Annotated in this window: 12 protein-coding genes; all 12 read left to right on the plus strand. The window is 41.6% G+C overall.

Going from position 1 to position 18,305, the window contains the following annotated elements:
• Positions 1-423: 423 nt before the first annotated feature.
• The 12 genes from INT04_RS09610 to INT04_RS09665 all read left to right on the plus strand — a co-directional run bounded on the left by INT04_RS09610 (position 424) and on the right by INT04_RS09665 (position 18,199).
• Positions 424-1,941: a vWA domain-containing protein gene (locus tag INT04_RS09610; protein ID WP_193015910.1), complete on the plus strand. Its 1,518-nt coding sequence runs from the start codon at positions 424-426 to the stop codon at positions 1,939-1,941.
• Between the two features lie 571 nt (positions 1,942-2,512).
• Positions 2,513-3,988 (plus strand): SrfA family protein, encoded by a 1,476-nt coding sequence (locus tag INT04_RS09615; RefSeq protein WP_193015911.1) that lies wholly within the window; start codon positions 2,513-2,515, stop codon positions 3,986-3,988.
• A 3-nt stretch (positions 3,989-3,991) separates the two neighbouring features.
• Positions 3,992-6,976: a virulence factor SrfB gene (locus INT04_RS09620; protein ID WP_193015912.1), complete on the plus strand. Its 2,985-nt coding sequence runs from the start codon at positions 3,992-3,994 to the stop codon at positions 6,974-6,976.
• Between the two features lie 2 nt (positions 6,977-6,978).
• Positions 6,979-9,687 (plus strand): putative virulence factor, encoded by a 2,709-nt coding sequence (locus INT04_RS09625; RefSeq protein WP_226894050.1) that lies wholly within the window; start codon positions 6,979-6,981, stop codon positions 9,685-9,687.
• 3 nt (positions 9,688-9,690) lie between these two features.
• Positions 9,691-10,707 carry a hypothetical protein gene (locus INT04_RS09630; RefSeq protein WP_193015914.1) on the plus strand — a complete coding sequence of 339 codons (1,017 nt, stop codon included), beginning with the start codon at positions 9,691-9,693 and terminating at the stop codon, positions 10,705-10,707.
• A 9-nt stretch (positions 10,708-10,716) separates the two neighbouring features.
• Complete coding sequence (locus INT04_RS09635) at positions 10,717-12,720, plus strand: vWA domain-containing protein (protein WP_193015915.1); 2,004 nt, start codon at positions 10,717-10,719, stop codon at positions 12,718-12,720.
• Positions 12,720-13,412 carry an ABC transporter ATP-binding protein gene (locus INT04_RS09640; RefSeq protein ID WP_193015916.1) on the plus strand — a complete coding sequence of 231 codons (693 nt, stop codon included), beginning with the start codon at positions 12,720-12,722 and terminating at the stop codon, positions 13,410-13,412. Before INT04_RS09635 ends, INT04_RS09640 begins: the two co-directional genes overlap by 1 nt.
• On the plus strand, positions 13,393-14,628 hold the full coding sequence (locus tag INT04_RS09645) for an ABC transporter permease (protein ID WP_193015918.1): 1,236 nt from the start codon (positions 13,393-13,395) through the stop codon (positions 14,626-14,628). The genes INT04_RS09640 and INT04_RS09645 overlap by 20 nt, the downstream gene beginning before the upstream one ends.
• Complete coding sequence (locus tag INT04_RS09650; protein WP_193015919.1) at positions 14,618-16,174, plus strand: SUMF1/EgtB/PvdO family nonheme iron enzyme; 1,557 nt, start codon at positions 14,618-14,620, stop codon at positions 16,172-16,174. Before INT04_RS09645 ends, INT04_RS09650 begins: the two co-directional genes overlap by 11 nt.
• 24 nt (positions 16,175-16,198) lie before the next feature.
• Positions 16,199-16,882: a hypothetical protein gene (locus INT04_RS09655; RefSeq protein ID WP_193015921.1), complete on the plus strand. Its 684-nt coding sequence runs from the start codon at positions 16,199-16,201 to the stop codon at positions 16,880-16,882.
• Between the two features lie 17 nt (positions 16,883-16,899).
• Positions 16,900-17,388, plus strand: a complete 489-nt coding sequence (locus INT04_RS09660; protein WP_226894051.1) for a hypothetical protein — start codon at positions 16,900-16,902, stop codon at positions 17,386-17,388.
• 259 nt (positions 17,389-17,647) lie between these two features.
• Entirely contained in the window at positions 17,648-18,199 is a 552-nt protein-coding gene (locus INT04_RS09665) for an Ail/Lom family outer membrane beta-barrel protein (RefSeq protein WP_193015922.1), read from the plus strand.
• Positions 18,200-18,305 lie beyond the last annotated feature (106 nt).

The following is an 18,305-nucleotide window of genomic DNA, read 5'->3' on the forward strand; positions in this document are numbered from 1 at the left end:
CGGTTATATCAGCGTAAAAAGAGGAATAATTTCCCCTAAAAGCGAATAATTAGACTCATTTTTTGTATGGGTAACATACCCTGTAACCCTAAGATGCTCTATGTGCTATATCAATGTTCATCAGTACTTAATGGCGTAAATTGATTGATTTGCGATCTTCACCTTGAACATAAAATCACCATCCTAAAGGGTGAAAAGAGAAATAAGCAAATAGATTATTTCACCTGTAATAATAGAGAAATAAATTGAGCGAATTTAGCAACAAAAGAGGAAATAAACCGCGATAAAAATTTATTTTGCCTTATCTTAAAAAAGTGAACACATTAATTTCACCTTTTTAATAAAACCGTTATAGTCAATAATATTGATATCTTAATTTTCTCTCTTTAAACGAATATAGCCGTCACGAAGGCTCTCTAAAATATGAATCGAATTTCACGATTAACGGCTGATATTACCCGTGCCGATTTTGCCTTAACTCATCAACAACAATTGCTTCAATTGTTGACGCAACATTTTCCGACGAAGTATCGTGCGCTATTTGCCACGCCAGAGAAAAAATCGGATGAGGTGATTGAGTGGTACTCCGCTGTTTCAGGTAACCCTGTTGCTTTATCCTCGTTACAAGGGCAAGAACAACAAGAGATAAGACGTATTTTAGATGAACGCCTTAACGATATTAAAACCCAAACGGCATTATTAGCATCACAAAATAGGATCACTGACGAAGAGCGCCACCTTTTAGATACGGCCTCTACTTTACCCGATACCGAAAGCGTGTATGTGATTAACGGGCAACCCGTTATTACATGGTGGCCTCGCACAACCCCATTACCACCACCCATTGCACAAGTTACCGCCGGTGCAAGTGCCGCAGCTGCGGGTGCCGCACTCGCTGATGTGCCAGCAAAAACACGCAATCGCTGGTTACGTTGGCTATTACTCTTCTTGTTCTTGCTGTTCTTAATTTTATTGGCATCTTGGCTAAAAGGGTGTTTTGATCCCAAGGCCGTTCCTCCTGTTGTGGAAGAAAAACCTGCCGTCGTAATACCACCAAAACCCGAACCTGCACCTGAGCCGGAGCCTATTCCTGAGCCAGAACCTATTCCAGAGCCGATCCCTGAACCCGTTCCAGTACCTGAACCTATTCCTGAGCCAAAACCTGTGCCCAAACCTGTGCCTGTGAAAAAACTCACACCACTAGAAGCTTGTGTACAAGATGAATTAAAAAAAGCGGGTGTGACAGAAAAGACAGCTAATGCAACCTGTGAAACTCGCTTAGCCAGTAAGATAAAGCAGATGTGCCCAGCAGATCGCCCACCAGAACTGGCACCTCAAGTAATTATTATCTTTGATGCTTCAGGCTCAATGGCGTTGAGTATGAGCTTAACAGAAGATGATTTAGACTTTATTGCAAACACAGGAAAACTCTTCGCGGGCTATGATGCCGAACCAAGACGGATCACCGTGGCAAGAAATGCGGCGACAAAGATTATTAATAGTATTCCTTCAGATATGAAGATTACTACCGTTGTGGCATCAGACTGCGGTGTCGTAAAATCAAGTCCAGCTTATGGCGGTAATGAACGCTCAAAATTGCTTAACTATATTAAACGTATTGAACCTGATAGCGGCACACCATTAGCCGAATCTATTCAACGAGCGGGCTCTTTAATCAAAGGCAATAATCGTGACACCATTATTGTGCTGTTATCTGACGGTTTAGAATCATGTGATGAGGATCCTTGTGCTTCTGCCAGAGCATTAAAACGTGCACATCCTCGTGCTGTCATTAATGTGGTGGATATTTTGGGTACGGGTGCAGGTAATTGTGTGGCGAATGCAACCGGCGGAAAAGTATTTACTGCTCGTAATGCTAACGAAGTGAGTTTAATGACTCGAAAAGCGATTGAAGACTATATTCCGAAAAACTGTAAATAATGTTTGATTACAATCTCTAATATTTATCTCACCCTCTTTGATTAAACATTGAGGGTGAAACTTTTTACTCTGCGTGAGCACACTATTATTATATTAAAATGCGTCAATCCAATCTCTCATCTATTTAAGACGATTCCTTAATTGTGCATTTTTGTGATCTTTCTACAGGTTAGAATAAGCCTATTTGTGAGTATTCTCACAATCACTTTATTTAAAGTGAGCGTTTATTCTTTTATATTTTGTCTTTTTTTCACTCTATTGCCTTATTTTTTCGTGCAAATACCAATATATTGGTTATTTTCGCCATATATTTAAGAAAATATAGCGCAATCTGTAATGTCATTATTTAAATATCAAAATGAGGGTCTCTATATTCCCCCTTTCGCTCAAGAAAAATAAAAAATCCTTTAATAATAATTAGTTAATTAACTCGAAATAATCCGCTAGATAGACACCCAATTTCTGATAATATAAAATGTATATAAATTTTATATCTTATTTTTAGCCTTAAAGCCTATTTACGGATAAGCCAACTTACCCATAGATAATCTTACCTAGCGGAATGATCGTCGTGAATAAAGCATTCTTACGAAGTGGTAAATTAGAAAGTTACCTCCCTATGGGAGAAAATGGACAGGCTGTTTATATCTCTGCCTTACAGCTACGTGAAACTCTGCGTTTAAGAGGAAAGGCGCATATTTCTCAATGCCTTGCTATTCCTCAGCCAAATGAAACTGGCGAACGTATTGATTGGTATTCACCGATTGATGGCTCTGTTATTCCTTGGTCTGCGGCTTCTGAAGAAGAACGTACTGCCGCTTATGCTGTGCTAAAAAAGAATCAAGATGATTTAATTGCCTTTAGTGAACAAGAACAGAAAAGAGACGGTAATAAAGAGAGTCAGCTTTTTGGTGCGCTACTCAGTAAAACCATCCAATTTCCTGACGAAAACCATATTTTTATTGTTGATGGTCAGCCTATTATAACCTTTTGGGGTTTTGTCACGGCCAATCAACAACTGAGAGTTGACCCTGTTGCTTGCTTAAAGCCTGCTGTTGCGCCAATCGCACCCACATCAACAGTGGTTCCACCCACACAAGAAAAAGTTATTATTACTGACACTAAGCGCCCTTGGTGGCGTTTTTTATGGTGGCTGTTACCTTTATTATTACTTTTATTAGCCATTTTCTTTTTAAGAGGCTGTTTTTCAACGCCAACGTTACCTACGGTCGATATTAAAACGCCAGATATTGAAGTACCTAAATTGCCTGACCCTACGCTCGAAAAACCCACAGTCCCTACAGTGGTGACTAATGGTCACACAGTTGGTGTACCGACAGGAACGGTTAACACAGGAACACTAGGTACTGTTGATGCTAATGGGAAAGTAATTGATAGTGGTATTGATGCAGGCACCGTTGTCGATCCTAATACTGGATTACCGGTGGTTGATCCTCAGACAGACAATAACCAAGGGGCATTACCTGAGGGCGCGTTGCCTGATGATGCGCAACAACCCAATCTTCCTCCAGTTGATCCTGCGACACAAAATGAGCAACCGAAAACAGATACTCCTCAAAATGCAGGGAATGATAACAATACCGCTAATCCTCCGGTTGATCCTAATGCACCACCAGATGTCACGCCACCCACCACGGCTGATAACACAACACCACTGACGCTTCCTGCGAATGCGTTAGCCAATGGCTCAACCCAATTCCTTAATGGCCAATGGAAAGCAGGCGCAGGTATTCAAGATCAAAAAACAGGTAAACCACTGAGCCTAAATTACCAATTAGATAATGGTAAAGGTCAAGTTGTGATGACACGCAGTGATGGCGTGACCTGCAAAGCCCCTGTTAACGCAGCCGTTAATCAAGGTGGACTGAATATTAATAACCAAGGTCAGGCTCTGTGTAGTGATGGCTCAAACTATTTGATGCCAAATATTATTTGCCAACCAGGAAGTCAAAATATTGCTGATTGCCAAGGGAAATATGAGAACAGTCAGCCATTCCCATTATCAATGAAGCGGGAGAATAATTAATTCATGTTAGCGCCACTGACCGATTATAAAGATAAAATTACCCTTATCCGTGACAGTAATATTCAGTTTCTGGATTTTGGCTTTACGCTACCACAGCGCAAAGAGTACGGTGAGTTTGTTAAAAAAGGCGAAAACGGCCCGTTAATGCGACTCATCTATAATGAACGAGATGATAACTACCTTTACCCTGCACCCAAAAATCAACCACAAACCCCAAGAGAAGCAGAGTTTAGTTTTTCTCTAGATGAGTCATTAAACTTATTAAATGACACGTGGCTACCGGTGCCATTTTTCCGTTTTAATCCTCCGCGTGCATTTTCTCAAGGCCCAGACAATTGGGTAAGAATGATGTTTCACCAACTGCCAGAACCCGATGAAGACGGACATACTCACCGTGTTGTCGTGGCATTTGATACCCGTATTGAGCCTAATCGTACCAATACTGCGTATCTGGCGCCAAACGAAGAAGATGTTCGTTCAGGTGTCGCTTTTGCGCTGGCGTATTTAGGTTATGAAGTAGAAAACTTCCTTGAAACACCGTGGATTGATGGTTGGTTAAAGGAAGTTTTTAGTGAAAGAGCGCTGGCAGTCACCAAGATATACCATGATGAACTTGAGGAAGCGCTTAAAGAGTTTCAACATCAGGCGCATTATCTCAATTTACTCAATATCTTAGGTGAGAAACTTCGTTTACCTGAAATCAAAATCAACGAAACCAAACCGCAAGAGCCCGCAATTGAAGTTGACCTTATCCTTGACGTGGGTAACTCGCGCACATGCGGTATTTTAATTGAAGATCACATCAATGATAACAAAGGGTTAACGCAACTCTATGAAATGACATTGCGTGATTTAAGTCACCCATTCCAAATCTATAACGAGCCATTTGAAAGCCGTGTTGAATTTGCGCAAGCGGAATTTGGTAAACAAGATTTCTCGGTGAGCAGTGGTCGTAACAATGCTTTTATGTGGCCTACCATTGGTCGTGTCGGGCCAGAAGCGAATCGCATGGCAGCACAACGCTTAGGAACTGAAGGCTCAACCGGTATTTCAAGCCCTAAACGCTATTTATGGGATGATTCACCGTATTCTCCGGGTTGGCGCTTTAGCCGTTCTTTTGGCCAAACCGACAGAGAACCATTGGCAACAGCCGTCCCGATGACCTATCTGCTTAACGATCACGGTGAGCCGTTATTCCGTTTAGAGCCTGACTTTCGCATGCCGGTATTTACGCCAAACTATACCCGTAGTTCATTAATGACCATGATGTTAACCGAAGTGTTAGCACAGGCATTAACGCAAATGAACAGTCCAGCTCAACGCCTTAAAATGAGTCACGCCAGTGCACCTCGTCAATTACGCAATATCATTTTGACCATTCCACCCGCAATGCCAAAACCTGAGCGCGCCATTTTTGAAACCTGCATGGAAAATGCATTAGGGTTGATTTGGAAAGCCATGAATTGGGACCCGACTGACGACAAACTGAATTTTGATGGCAAAGATGTGCAATGCCGTATACCAATGCCCAATATCCACGTTAAATGGGATGAAGCCACTTGTGGTCAGTTGGTTTATCTCTATAACGAAACGCAAATTAAATTTGGTGAACGCACTGAGGCTTTTTTTGCCAGCCAAGTGCGTGAAGATAACCGCGTATTAACGGGCGATAGCACACTCAAAATTGCCTCAATTGATATTGGTGGTGGAACAACTGACCTTGTTATCACACGTTATAAACTGGATACAGGCACAGGCAGTAACGTCAAAATTATTCCAACACAATTATTTCGTGAAGGGTTCAAAATTGCGGGTGATGATATTTTATTAGATATCATCCAAATATGTGTCTTACCTGCATTGCGTACGGCATTAACCGACGCGGGTATCTCGGATGCCGATGCACTGATGTCTTCACTTTTTGGCAGTGAAGGTTTAGATGCGGGTCAGCAAGTGTTGCGTCAACAGCTTACCTTACAAATCTTCAACCCTATTGGGTTGCGTATTTTAAGCCAATACGAAAACTACGATCCATTAGTGCCTCACGAAGGCATTAACAACACGTTTGGCGAATTGCTCGGTGTTCAACCTACAGAGCATGTGCGTCGTTATATTGACGATGCTACCAATAAAGAGCTGGGTGGCGGAGAGAGCTTCTCTATTTTAAATGTGCCTGTACAAATTAACTTTGCACAACTGCACACTGAATTTATTTCAGGTGAACGCATTAACATCACCCGCAGTTTAAAAGCGCTGTGTGAAGTGCTCTATTACTACTCTTGTGATGTTTTATTGCTAACGGGTCGCCCTTCTCGCTTGCCGGGTATTCAAGCACTGTTAAAAGTATTACAGCCCGTACCGCCTTCTCGTATTTTGCCGTTACATGGTTACAAAACAGGGGGCTGGTATCCGTTCAATAAAAAAGGCCGTATTGACGATCCGAAATCAACGGCGGCTGTCGGTGCAATGTTGTGTTTAATGGCTGAAAATGCCCGTTTACTCAACTTCTATTTCTCAACAGGTAACTTTAAAACTTACTCAACAGTACGTTATTTAGGGATGTTGGATAATAACAACACGATTTCTGATAATGACGTTTATTACCGTGATATTCAGGATAAATTTGAGCCTGATCCGGATACCTACTTTGAAGTCAGAGGTGGGATCCGCTTAGGTTTCCGTCAATTAGATAACGCCCGTTGGCCTGCGTCTCCGCTTTATACACTGCGTATTAAAAATCCCAAATTGGCACAGCAATTAAGCCAAGAAGATAGCGTGTTGCATATTAAGTTAGGAGAAGAACGTGGAGCCTCTAGCCATAACGATGACAACAAGTCTGAAAAATTGCGTATTGAAGAAGTCGAGCTTATCAATAGCAAAGGCAACGCCAATAAAAGTGGATTAAGTTTTAAACTCAATACATTAGCAGACAGTGGTATTGGTGAAACATCCTATTGGCTGGATAGCGGGAGTGTATTAGGTAAATGAATATGATGGATGAAAAACAATTAACAGCCAAATGGGATGCCATTTATCAAGGCGCAGGTAAAGCCATTGACTGGATTACCGCGGTAAGAGGCAATGCACCGCGCTTAAACACAGAAGCCGATAGCTTGATCTATCGCCTACGTCGTAGTCGTAATATGGCGAAAAACCTCAGCTTAGCGACACAAAACCCAATGTCAGTTGGCTTTTTTGGTTTATCACAAGCAGGAAAATCGTACCTAATTTCAGCACTTGCTGCGGGCCAAGATGGTCGTTTAAGAACCAGTATGGCGGGTAAAACCCTCGATTTTATCGACCATATCAATCCACCGGGTGGCGGTAAAGAAGCAACCGGTTTAGTGACTCGCTTTAGCCGTAAAAGCACCAAAGGCACACAAGAGTTTCCAGTAGAGCTACACCTTTTTAGCGAAATTGAAATTATCAAAATTCTTGCCAATGCTTATTTGTATGACTTCAATCAGGAAAAAATTGATTTTGAATTAGATGAAGAAAAAATTTCACGTTTAATCAATTCATTAAGTTCACAGCGCAGCGCAACACCTGTTGCAAGTATTACGCATGATGACGTTGTTTCATTATGGGATTACCTGCAACGTCACGCCGAAAAAAGCCAGAAGAAATTAGCAACAACCTATTGGCCTAAAGCGATTGAATTAGCGCCTTATCTCAGCATAGCCCAACGTGCTAAGTTATTTTCAGTGTTATGGGGCGACATTGCAGAACTGACATCTGCTTATCAGCGTTTTAGTACCACACTGGCCTCTTTAGGCAATGCACCATTAGTTTTGGCTCCACTTTCTGCTTTAGTCAAAGAACAAGACGGTGTGTTAGTACAAAACGACAGTATTATGAACGTCGATATGTTAGAGCGTCTGAATACGGCCAATGACCATCAAATAAGTATTTGCCCGGTTCATGGGGATCGTATTGATGCCCCTGTCACACTGTCATTAGCTGAACTGACCGCATTAACTGTTGAGCTTGTCGTGCCATTATTAGATGCCCCCAGCAAAGCCCTATTTGAACATGTTGAACTCCTTGATTTTCCGGGTTATCGCGGGCGCTTAGGGGTTGAAACTATGGCAGATGTGCGTCGTCAAGTGAATGATGACAGCGCAAACCCACTCGCTCAGCTTATTCTGCGAGGTAAAGTTGCCTATCTGTTTGAACGTTATACCGATAACCAAGAGATGAATGTGCTGGTGGTCTGTACCGCATCCAACAAGCAATCAGATGTAAAAGAAGTGGGTGCTGTACTCACAGAATGGATCAATAACACACAAGGTAAAGATGCCCAAACCCGCGCTAAACGACCATCAGGTTTGATTTGGGCGATGACCATGTTTGATATGCGTATCACCAACTCCTTAACCATGAATGAAGCCTTGCTGCGTCAATCATGGGGTAAAGGGGGAATGATCAAAATGGCGATGTTAGAGCGCTTTGGTCAATACGAATGGATGTCATCGGATTGGATCAATGGTGAGGCGTTTAATAATACCTTTTTAGTACGTAAACCGGGCGTACCCACCCCCTTTATTCAAATCAGCAATGGCAAAGAAATCGTTTTAAACGAAGACAATGTTTCACAGTTGCACCTAATGAAAAAAACCTTTGCAGAAGATGAAACGGTCCAACGTTATATTCGTGAGCCCGACCAAGCATGGGATGCCATGTTGTCGCTTAACGACGGCGGAATGCAACGTCTTGCCAATTATCTTGAAACTGTTGCTTTAAAATCACTGAAACTTGAACGTATTAGCGAGCAATTACACGAAATTCAACGTGATTTAATCGGTCACCATCTTGAAAAATGGTATCAATCGGGTGGAGAAGAAGAGTTACAAGTCAAACGCCGTAACGCCGCCACGATTTTACGTTTTATGCAAAGCCGCCCGTATTTACAAGGCGCGTTACTGGATTACCTGCTGCCTTCTCGTAAATCTCTCTACGACCTGTATATGCAAGAAAAAGAGGTTGTCGATACCCTTTCAGATAACAAGAAAGCAACACAAGCCCCTGTTTCCGCCTTTGCCGCTATGGAGCAACCCACTTTCGATCTGTTTAGCGATGCACCAATCTCTCTAGTACCAGAAGAAGATGAAGCCCCTAAAGGTCACGGCAATGAGGTTACTTACCCTAAAAAAGTAATGGCACTATGGATAAACCATCTGCGTAGCCTGCCTGATAACAGCACTTTGTTAACCTACTTAGGCATTGACCAAGAAATTATGGTGATGTTAGTTGATGAGCTGATCACTGCAATTAATCGTCTTGGGGTTGAACAGCGTATGTTGAAAACCCTTGCTGGCACAGAAGCTATTGCCCGTCGTGATGACTTAGCTGAACAGCAATCCTCTCGTGTTTATAATGTGCTGGGTGATTTTATTACGTGGTTTAATTTCAAAGATGTAGGTGTTGAGAAACCAGATAGCAAAATCAATGCTGGTCATAAAATCTTTGAACGACCTGATAACACTAGCGTGCAATGGGGTGATGATGAGCGTTTAGTCCGCTTACCCACCAACCCTGTTAACTATACTTTTTTATTTGTGTTTGATTGGCTTATCGCCTTATCCGCGATTATTACTGAGAATGCGGGGCATTCTGCGGGAAGAGAAATCAGTGCTGAACAAAACGCACTGTTAGGTCAAATTATTCAAACCATGAAATCATCCGTCGTGGAGTCATAATTCGTGTTTAATCCAGAATTAAAACCCGTACAACCTGCTCGTCCTGGCTTTGCGGTATTAAGTATTCGTAATTGGGAAGGTGAAGCTTCCCCTGTTTATTTAAGTATTCAGCGTAACCAAGATCGCTATTTCTTAAATGATAAAGGGGAATGGGTAGGTAATGCCTTTTTCCACCAGCTTTCTCTTGAAGACGCCGATGATGGCTATCAAATCGTTCTTGATAAAACCTTGGTTGATCCGTTAGTCAGCAACTTACAAATGGCGTATCAATTTACGTTAAAAGACGATAATGAAACACAAGATATCGGTAGATTACGTATTCGTGATGGTGTGTTAGCGTCTCAAGCACTAGGCCAAAGTGAAGCATTAAAATCAACAGCAACGCTAGATAATCAACCCGTTCCACCCGCGCCAATTGTTGAGACACCACCAGAGCCAGAGCCTATCAAAGCCGCCGAGCCGGAGCCAGAACCCGAGCTAATTATCCCTGAAATTAACGTGGATGAACCCCCACAACGCCCAACACCACCACCCGCGCCGAAAAAATCAAAAATTGGCTTAATTTTAGCGATTATCCTGATCTTAATTTTAGCGGGTATCTTAACGTGGTTCTTCTTACTTAGAGGTAACCCGGCGGGTGAGCCTGCACCACAACCAACGCCAGAGCCATCGACACTCAGTGCATGCAGTGTTGAAAATATGAAGTCAGGTACGGCACTCGCCTTTGTGCAAAATTGCATACAGAGCCAGCCAGATAGTAAAACCATTATTGAAACTATTGAACATGCTAAGCAAAGCAATCAATGTGATATTGCTCAGCGTTTATATGCTTATAAAGCGCAATCGGGTGATGTTGAAATAGCGCTAAATTATGCTCGTGAATACGATCCAGCTACCGCCTCTGCACAAGGCTGTTTCAGCGCAGATAAAGAAACCGCAATTTACTGGTATGAAGCGGTTCTTAATCACGACTCACAAAACAGTGACGCAAAAATGCGTCTTGATGCCCTGAAAAAATAGGAAAGTCGTATGAAAAAGGCACATTGGCTTACTCTTATTCTCAGTGGTTTAATTCTGACCGCACCCGCGAGTGCCGAAGAGAAAAAACCGCTATTACAAGAGGGTAAAAAGACCCTCTATCAACGCGTATTAACTTATCCCGGCTGCCAAGTGGCTGACAAGATTGGCGCAACAGGTAAAGAGCAACCAGCCTTTAGCCGTTTCTATGTTTATCAGCGTCAAAAACAAGGTGCCAATGAATGGTTACAAGTTGGCCCTGATAGCTTAGGCCATATTAGCGGTTGGATGGATGCAAGCTGCACATCTGAATGGAAAATGCAGTTAACACTCGCGTTTACTAACCCTGCCGGCCGTAACCCCATGCTGTTTTTCAAAGATAAGCAAACGGTTGAAGGCTTACTTGAAAGCCCGACGCCCGAAAAACAGTATCAACCTTTTTTAGCAGATATCAAAAATCAAAAAGTCAATCCGGCTGTTTTAGCTAAAGAGCCTGATACTATGATTGATCAGAAAAGTAATTTTTATCTGTTACCTGTACTAGGTTCAGATGAAGTTTTTACTGATGCGGGCTACAAAGTGCGTGTACTCAATGTGGCGTCTGTCTCTTCACAAACCAAAGACAGCAAAGACGCACAGAATACGAATGCAACCGCAAACAATACAAAACCGGCAACGCCTGACAGCAAAGATGCTGACAATATGATGCAAGGTTTTTCTGCGGCAGTCGTGTTTGTTATCGACTCGACCATATCAATGGATCCTTACATTGATAGAACCAAAGAAGCCATTCAAAAGGTTTATGCACAAGTCGAAAAAGATAAGATGTTGGATAAAGTGAAATTTGGACTTGTCGCGTTTCGCTCTAATATCAAAGCCGTACCTGCATTGGAATATGACAGCAAAATATTTGTTAACCCCAATGATGTAAAAGATGGTCCTGATTTTCTGAATAAAGTAAAAGAGTTACGCCAAGCCAAAGTTTCAAGTAGTCGTTTTGATGAAGATGCCTATGCAGGGGTTATGCAAGCCCTGGATGATGTTGATTGGACTCGCTTTGGTGCACGTTACGTTATTTTAATTACGGATGCGGGCGCATTAACAGCTGATGACCCTCTTTCATCAACCAAACTCGATGCCGAGCAAATTCGCCAAGAAGCGGCTTATCGGGGCGTTGCACTTTATACTTTGCATTTAAAAACCCCTTCAGGGGCGAAAAATCATGCGTCTGCACAAGCACAATATGAGGCATTAACGCTCAACCCGTTCTTACACAAATCACTTTACTACCCTATCAACTCAGGGGATGTAAACAGTTTTGGTAAAATGGTAGACAGTTTAGCCACTGCTATCACCACACAAATTCAGACAGCGTATCGGGGTGAAGCCACCGTAGGCAGTGCCTTAAATGCCGATCCGTCTTATAGCAAAGATAAAGAAACTGATACCTTGCTCAACGATGCTCACGACTTAGGTTATGCCATGCGTTTAGCCTACTTAGGTGAAAAACAAGGCACCAAAGCCCCACCTGTTTTTAAAGCATGGATAAGTGATCGCGATTTATTACAGCAAAATATCCCAACCACCGAAGTGCAGGTTTTACTGACCAAAAGCGAGCTGAGCGATTTAAGTGATGTCATGAAAAAAATCGTTAATGCCGCTAACGAAGGTTTAATTTCACCTGACAACATGTTTTCTGATTTGCGTTCGATTGCGGCCACTATGGGTAACGATCCTAATCAAATCAAACAAGGCTCTGCCACCAAATTAGGTGAAATGGGATTATTGGGGGAATACGTCGAAAATCTCCCTTATCTAAGTGAAGTGCTCGCCTTAGACGAAGAGACATGGAAAAGCTGGGATGGTCTTGCACAAGAGAAATTTATCCGCCGACTTAATACTAAGTTGCAATACTATCAACGTTATAACGAAGACGTTGATCGTTGGATATCCCTTGCGCCACAAAGCGATCCGCGCGATCACGTTTACCCTGTTCCGTTGGAAAACTTGCCTTAATGATCCAGATTGAAGGCATGGCAATTACGCGTGGTGATGCGCAACAGGGTTTTCGTGTTGCGCTACCTTCATTGACTCTTGAAAAAGGGGAAATTGGCGCGCTAACAGGATTAAGTGGCTGTGGAAAAAGCACTCTGTTGGAAATGATCGGGCTTATTTTACGTCCTGATGAATTAACCCATTTTCAACTCGATGATGATTTAACTCTCACACAAGCCGTACTAAGTAATGAGCAAGCACAACTCGCATCATTACGCGCAGAAAAATTAGGCTTTATGCTTCAAAATGGCGGGTTACTGCCTTTTTTAACTGTCATACAAAATATTCAATTACCTCGCAAAATGCTGGGATTAACACCGCACTCTGCGTGGCTTGATCATGCAATTGACTACCTGCAATTACGCCCATTGTTAACTCGCCTTCCTCGCCAACTTTCCATTGGAGAACGTCAACGTGCGGCGTTTATTCGCGCTATTGCACACGAGCCAGCCTTATTGCTTGCTGATGAACCCACGGCTGCCCTTGATCCCCATAATGCGCAAGCGCTATATACACTGATTGTGGAGATGGTGAAACAATTGGAAATCTCCGCACTGGTTGTTAGCCACGATTGGGCTTTAGTCGAGCGTTTTGGGTTTAGCCATTATCACGCACAACTAGAAGGAGGCGGTAGTGTCTTTATCAAACAATAGCGCCAATCCTAATCGCCTTGGCTTACTCAGCTCACTTGCTTGGCGCGACTTAATTTATGATCGCAAAGTCGCATTATGTATTGTGTTCTCTTTAGTCTCGGTTATTGCACCACTGCTACTGTTGTTTGGATTAAAAAATGGCATTGTGACGCAACTCCATAACCAGCTTCTTAATGATCCACGTAACCTCGAAATACGTATGTTAGGCAATGGTAATTATCCACAAAGTTGGTTTAATGAGGTTGCGCAGAAAGATGAGGTCCGTTTTATTATCCCATTAACACGTAGCTTAAATACACAAGCTGATATTGTGATTGATGGACAACATTTTATTGATAATGCGGAAATTATTCCGACAGCAAACAATGATCCTTTATTAGAAGGTGTGGCAATCCCCAAAAATGCAGACACCTTAGTGCTTTCTGCCAATGCGGCACAAAAACTACAGGCTAACGTTGGCGACAATGTTCGCTTATTTATCAGCCGTAAACTTAATGGCGTCAATGAACGCGCAAAACGTACCTTTACTGTTGGTGCCATTATCAGCGATAGCAAATTCTCAAGAGCAGCTGCCTTTGTTTCTCTTGATGTTTTAGTCGCAATGGAAGATTACCGTGATGGTTATCAAGCCCCTCTTTTTGGGGTAACTCAAGGGCTAGAAGCAAAACCAAGAATACAGTTTGCTAAAGCTCGCCTTTATGCCAAAAATTTAGATGCCATCGCACCATTAGATGATTGGTTTCGGCAACAACACATTGATGTGATGACACAGAAAAGCCAAATAGATTCGGTAAAGGCCATTAGTTATGTCCTTAATGTTATTTTTTCTGTGATTGCATGGGTGTCGTTATTAGGCTGTATTGCCTCATTAATTGGCGCATTTCTTGCCAATATTGACCGTAAACGTAAAGACATGGCGGTATTACGCCTATTGGGTTTTCGTCAGTTTGCAGTCTCTTTATATATTGTGTTGCAAGCGCTGTTATTAACCAGCATTGCCTTTATCTTAGCCCTTGGGCTGTATGGGATTGGTAGCACCTTATTTACCACATTATTAGGCACACATTTACCTGAACAAGCCTTTGTTTGCCAGTTAACGTTTGGGGATTTATTGATTGCCATGTGCAGTGCTTTACTGGTTGCCTTAATGGTTGCCAGTATTGGTGCGCTACGCGCCGTCTCGATTGAACCTGCGGAGAGCTTACGTGAAATTTAATTTATCGCTTTTAACTTTATCATTTGCGCTGTTAGCTAGCAGTTTTACGGCATCGGCCAAATGGGATGATAAATTCGTTAACCCAAAAGCCTTACCTGATGATGTGATATTACCCTTCCCTTGTGAAGGCACGATGGTCTTTCGCCAAGTGGCAATTCCACTTAGCCAGCCATTACAAGACTACAGTGTGACCTTAGGGCAAGAAGGTGATGAATGGGGTTATTTAGAGCAATCACGAGCAGAACATATTGCAGGTAGCTTTCCATTAAAAGGTAAAGAAAAAGGCCGTTATTATCTGATGGCGAAATATCCTGTCACAGATCTGCAATATAATGCGATGCAAAGTGTGCTGAATACCAAAGAGTGTCCTGTTGCCTCAAATAAATTACGTTTACCCAAAGTAAATATCAGTTGGTATGAAGCCATGCAGTTCGCTGACCAATACAACCAATGGCTAAGAAGCCATCATCCCGAAGCATTACCGGTGGAAGATGGCGCAAAAGGCTTTGCTCGATTACCAACCGAAACTGAATGGGAATTTGCAGTACGAGGTGGATTGAACGTGTCTGCTTCAGAATTTCGGGATACCCGTTTTCCAATGCCAGAAGGCACAAAAAATTATCTTTGGTCCGCAGGCAGTCAATCTGCCAATGGCTCATTACAGCTAACGGGGTTGTTATCTCCCAATCCACTAGGCTTACATGACATGTTAGGTAATGTCGCTGAAATGATGTTTGAGCCTTTTCGATTAAATAAACTCGACCGCTTACACGGACAAGCGGGTGGCTTTATTGTACGCGGAGGCAGTTATTTAACACCAGAAAGCGAGATGCGCAGTTCATGGCGCCAAGAAGCACCTTATTACACCGACACCGGTGCAAATAAAAATAAATACACAGGCTTTCGTTTAGCCATTGTTGCCCCAGCGTTGACATCACGCGACAAAATCAAAGCAATCGAAAAAGAGTGGCAACAGTTAGGGAATGAGAAACCCGCTAACGATAAATCAAAAACAGCAAGCGATAATTCTATTAATAGCCTGAATACGCTATCAACCCAAGTGCAAGATGAAGCACTCAAAAAACAATTGGCTGAATTAAAAAATACCTTACGGGCGAATGCACAACTACGGGATGAACAGCGTGATCAGGCTATCCGAACGTCTCTGCAACTTGGTGCTTTTTTATGTACCAAATTAAAAGATGATGGCGAATTTTATGACCGATTGATCGCCCTGCATGAAAAAAACTGTCCCGCAGAGACGAAAGATACTACCTGCGAGCGACGTCAAGAGCAGGTCAACGAACATAAAAAAACACTCGATTTCGTGGTGAGCTATTACGCAGACACATTAGTGGATATGGCAACCACCTATGATGCTTCTTTGGTTAAGCCACAAGTTGACGTTGTACGCCAATTAATGGAAGCCAGAGGCAAATCAAATTTAAATACGTACCTTTCAACGTATATGCAGGGACTCCAAGGATATTGGGCTAACGGTAAAGTTTCACGGAATGAATGGCTTGAAGCGTGCAAAAAACAATAACAGAGACTTTGGGATAGGTGTGGTATGAATAAACGACTCATGGCTGTACTTGGCATTAGTGCCATACTGGCCTTAACAGGATGTCAAAGTAATAGCGGTGCTGATCCTCGTTTGAAAAATAACAGTGATATGGAGTTTTTCAGCAAATCCGGCATTGGGGCTTGTGCGGGAGGTGCCGCGATTGGCGCATTAAGTTGCCTGGTGGCGAATGTTGATAACAAAGGTGCCTGTATGATTATCGCCGCCGTTGCGGGTTGCGGTGTTGGTATCGGTGCAAATGCCTATTTAGACAATAAACGCCAAAATTATGCCTCTAAAGAAGAGATGCTTAACTCTATGATAGAGGATGTAAAAAAAGAAAATCAGCATCTACGAAGTGCCTCAAACACTGCAAGAGCTGTTATTGCTGATGATAAGAGAGCACTGGCAAAAATTGAGCAAGATATGAAACAGCAACGCTTGAATAAAGCGGCGGCTGAAAAACAATTGAAAGGCATTGATGCCAATATCGCAGCATTACGCTCTCGTTTAGCGGATATGAAAAAACGTGAAGGTGAATGGCGAGATATTGCAGCTCAAAGCCGTCAAGATGGCCTAAAGACGGCGCAACTTGATAAACAAATTAATGGGATGAAGAAACAAGTCACCTCTTTACAAGAAGAACTTGATAGCCTTTATACCCAACGCACGGCAATAAGACTTAGTTAACGTTAAAAAGGATGATAATGAAATTTTTACCGCTTTCCCTTGTTGGTATGACCTTACTATTAAGTGGTTGTGTCACTAACCCTGCTGATTGCGATCCAACCACCGGTGACGTCAGTATAATTACTAAATTTAACTGTAATTATTCAGGAACTTACGATAATCGCATTGAGCAGAAAAAGGCTGTTTTAGGTAATGAGCAAGCATTAAACACCGAGTTTAAAGCGGTTCTTGCGGCCATTGAGAAAGAAAAACAACAGACTAATGCTGATCTCAAAAGCAAACAAGCAAGTCAACGCGCATTAAGCCAATCAATGAATAATCTGTTAAATCAAATTCGCCAAAAAACCAAAGGGCAAAATGATATTCAAAAGCAGATCAACGAAATTGATAAGCAAATGAAAGCGGCACAAAACAATCCATCAAAATCAGTGATGGAAAAACAGCTTGAGTTAGAGAACTTACAAAATCAAGTCATTAGTCTACAAAGTGACCTAGGTCTTAAATAAATCCTCAAAGGCTCTCTAGATAATAGAGAGCCTTCTCCTTTTATATCTACTTTTTCGTTTTATTATTGGTTTCTATTACTAATTATATTCAATTTATATTAATTGTTTAATAGTATTATTAATAATTAAATAGACACTTTAATAAAATAACCTTATTTAACTATATGTACTCTTTTTTATTCCATTAAAAACAAACTCATTATTATAATCCCCCCGCTTCATAATACGTTCTCCTTTTTTTATTTATGGGATATAACTAATGAAAAAAAAATTACTATCAACTTTATTTATTAGTAGCTTATTGGCTACCTCTTCTGTTTATGCTCAAAATGATTTTAAACTTGATAAAACCACACTTTCAGCGGGTTATGCACAAGTTAAAATGGCGGGACAAAACCCAATGCACGGTGGTATTTTTTCTATTCGCCAAGAAATAAATTCACAATTTGGTATTTTAGCAACAGCCACTTATGCACAAAATGAATATGATTTAAATAAACCGGTTAATACTTTTTTTAAAGATGTGAATGCACGTTATTACTCTGTCATGGCAGGCCCTACATTACGTCTAAATGATATTATCAGTGTTTATGGCACCGCGGGTATGAGCCAAATTCAATTTAAATCTGAAAGTTCAGAATTGAAAAAATTAAAGAAAAATGCATTTAGTTGGGGAGCTGGCTTAATCGTTAATCCCGCAGAAATGGTGTCGATTTCTCTTGGTTATGAAAATAGCCGCTTTAAATTTAAAGATAGCGATAATCGAATTGTTTTAGATGGCTTTGTTGCTAATATCGGTTATCGTTTTTAATTAATATAAAGCACATATTATTTTATGGTATGTGCTTATTTTATTTTCACATTAAAAGAAAGCAATTACTTTTCAGTAATTTAATTATTATTACTTAATGAAAACA

Origin of the sequence: Proteus sp. FME41 (assembly GCF_014897315.1) — a bacterium.
Classification (GTDB): domain Bacteria; phylum Pseudomonadota; class Gammaproteobacteria; order Enterobacterales; family Enterobacteriaceae; genus Proteus.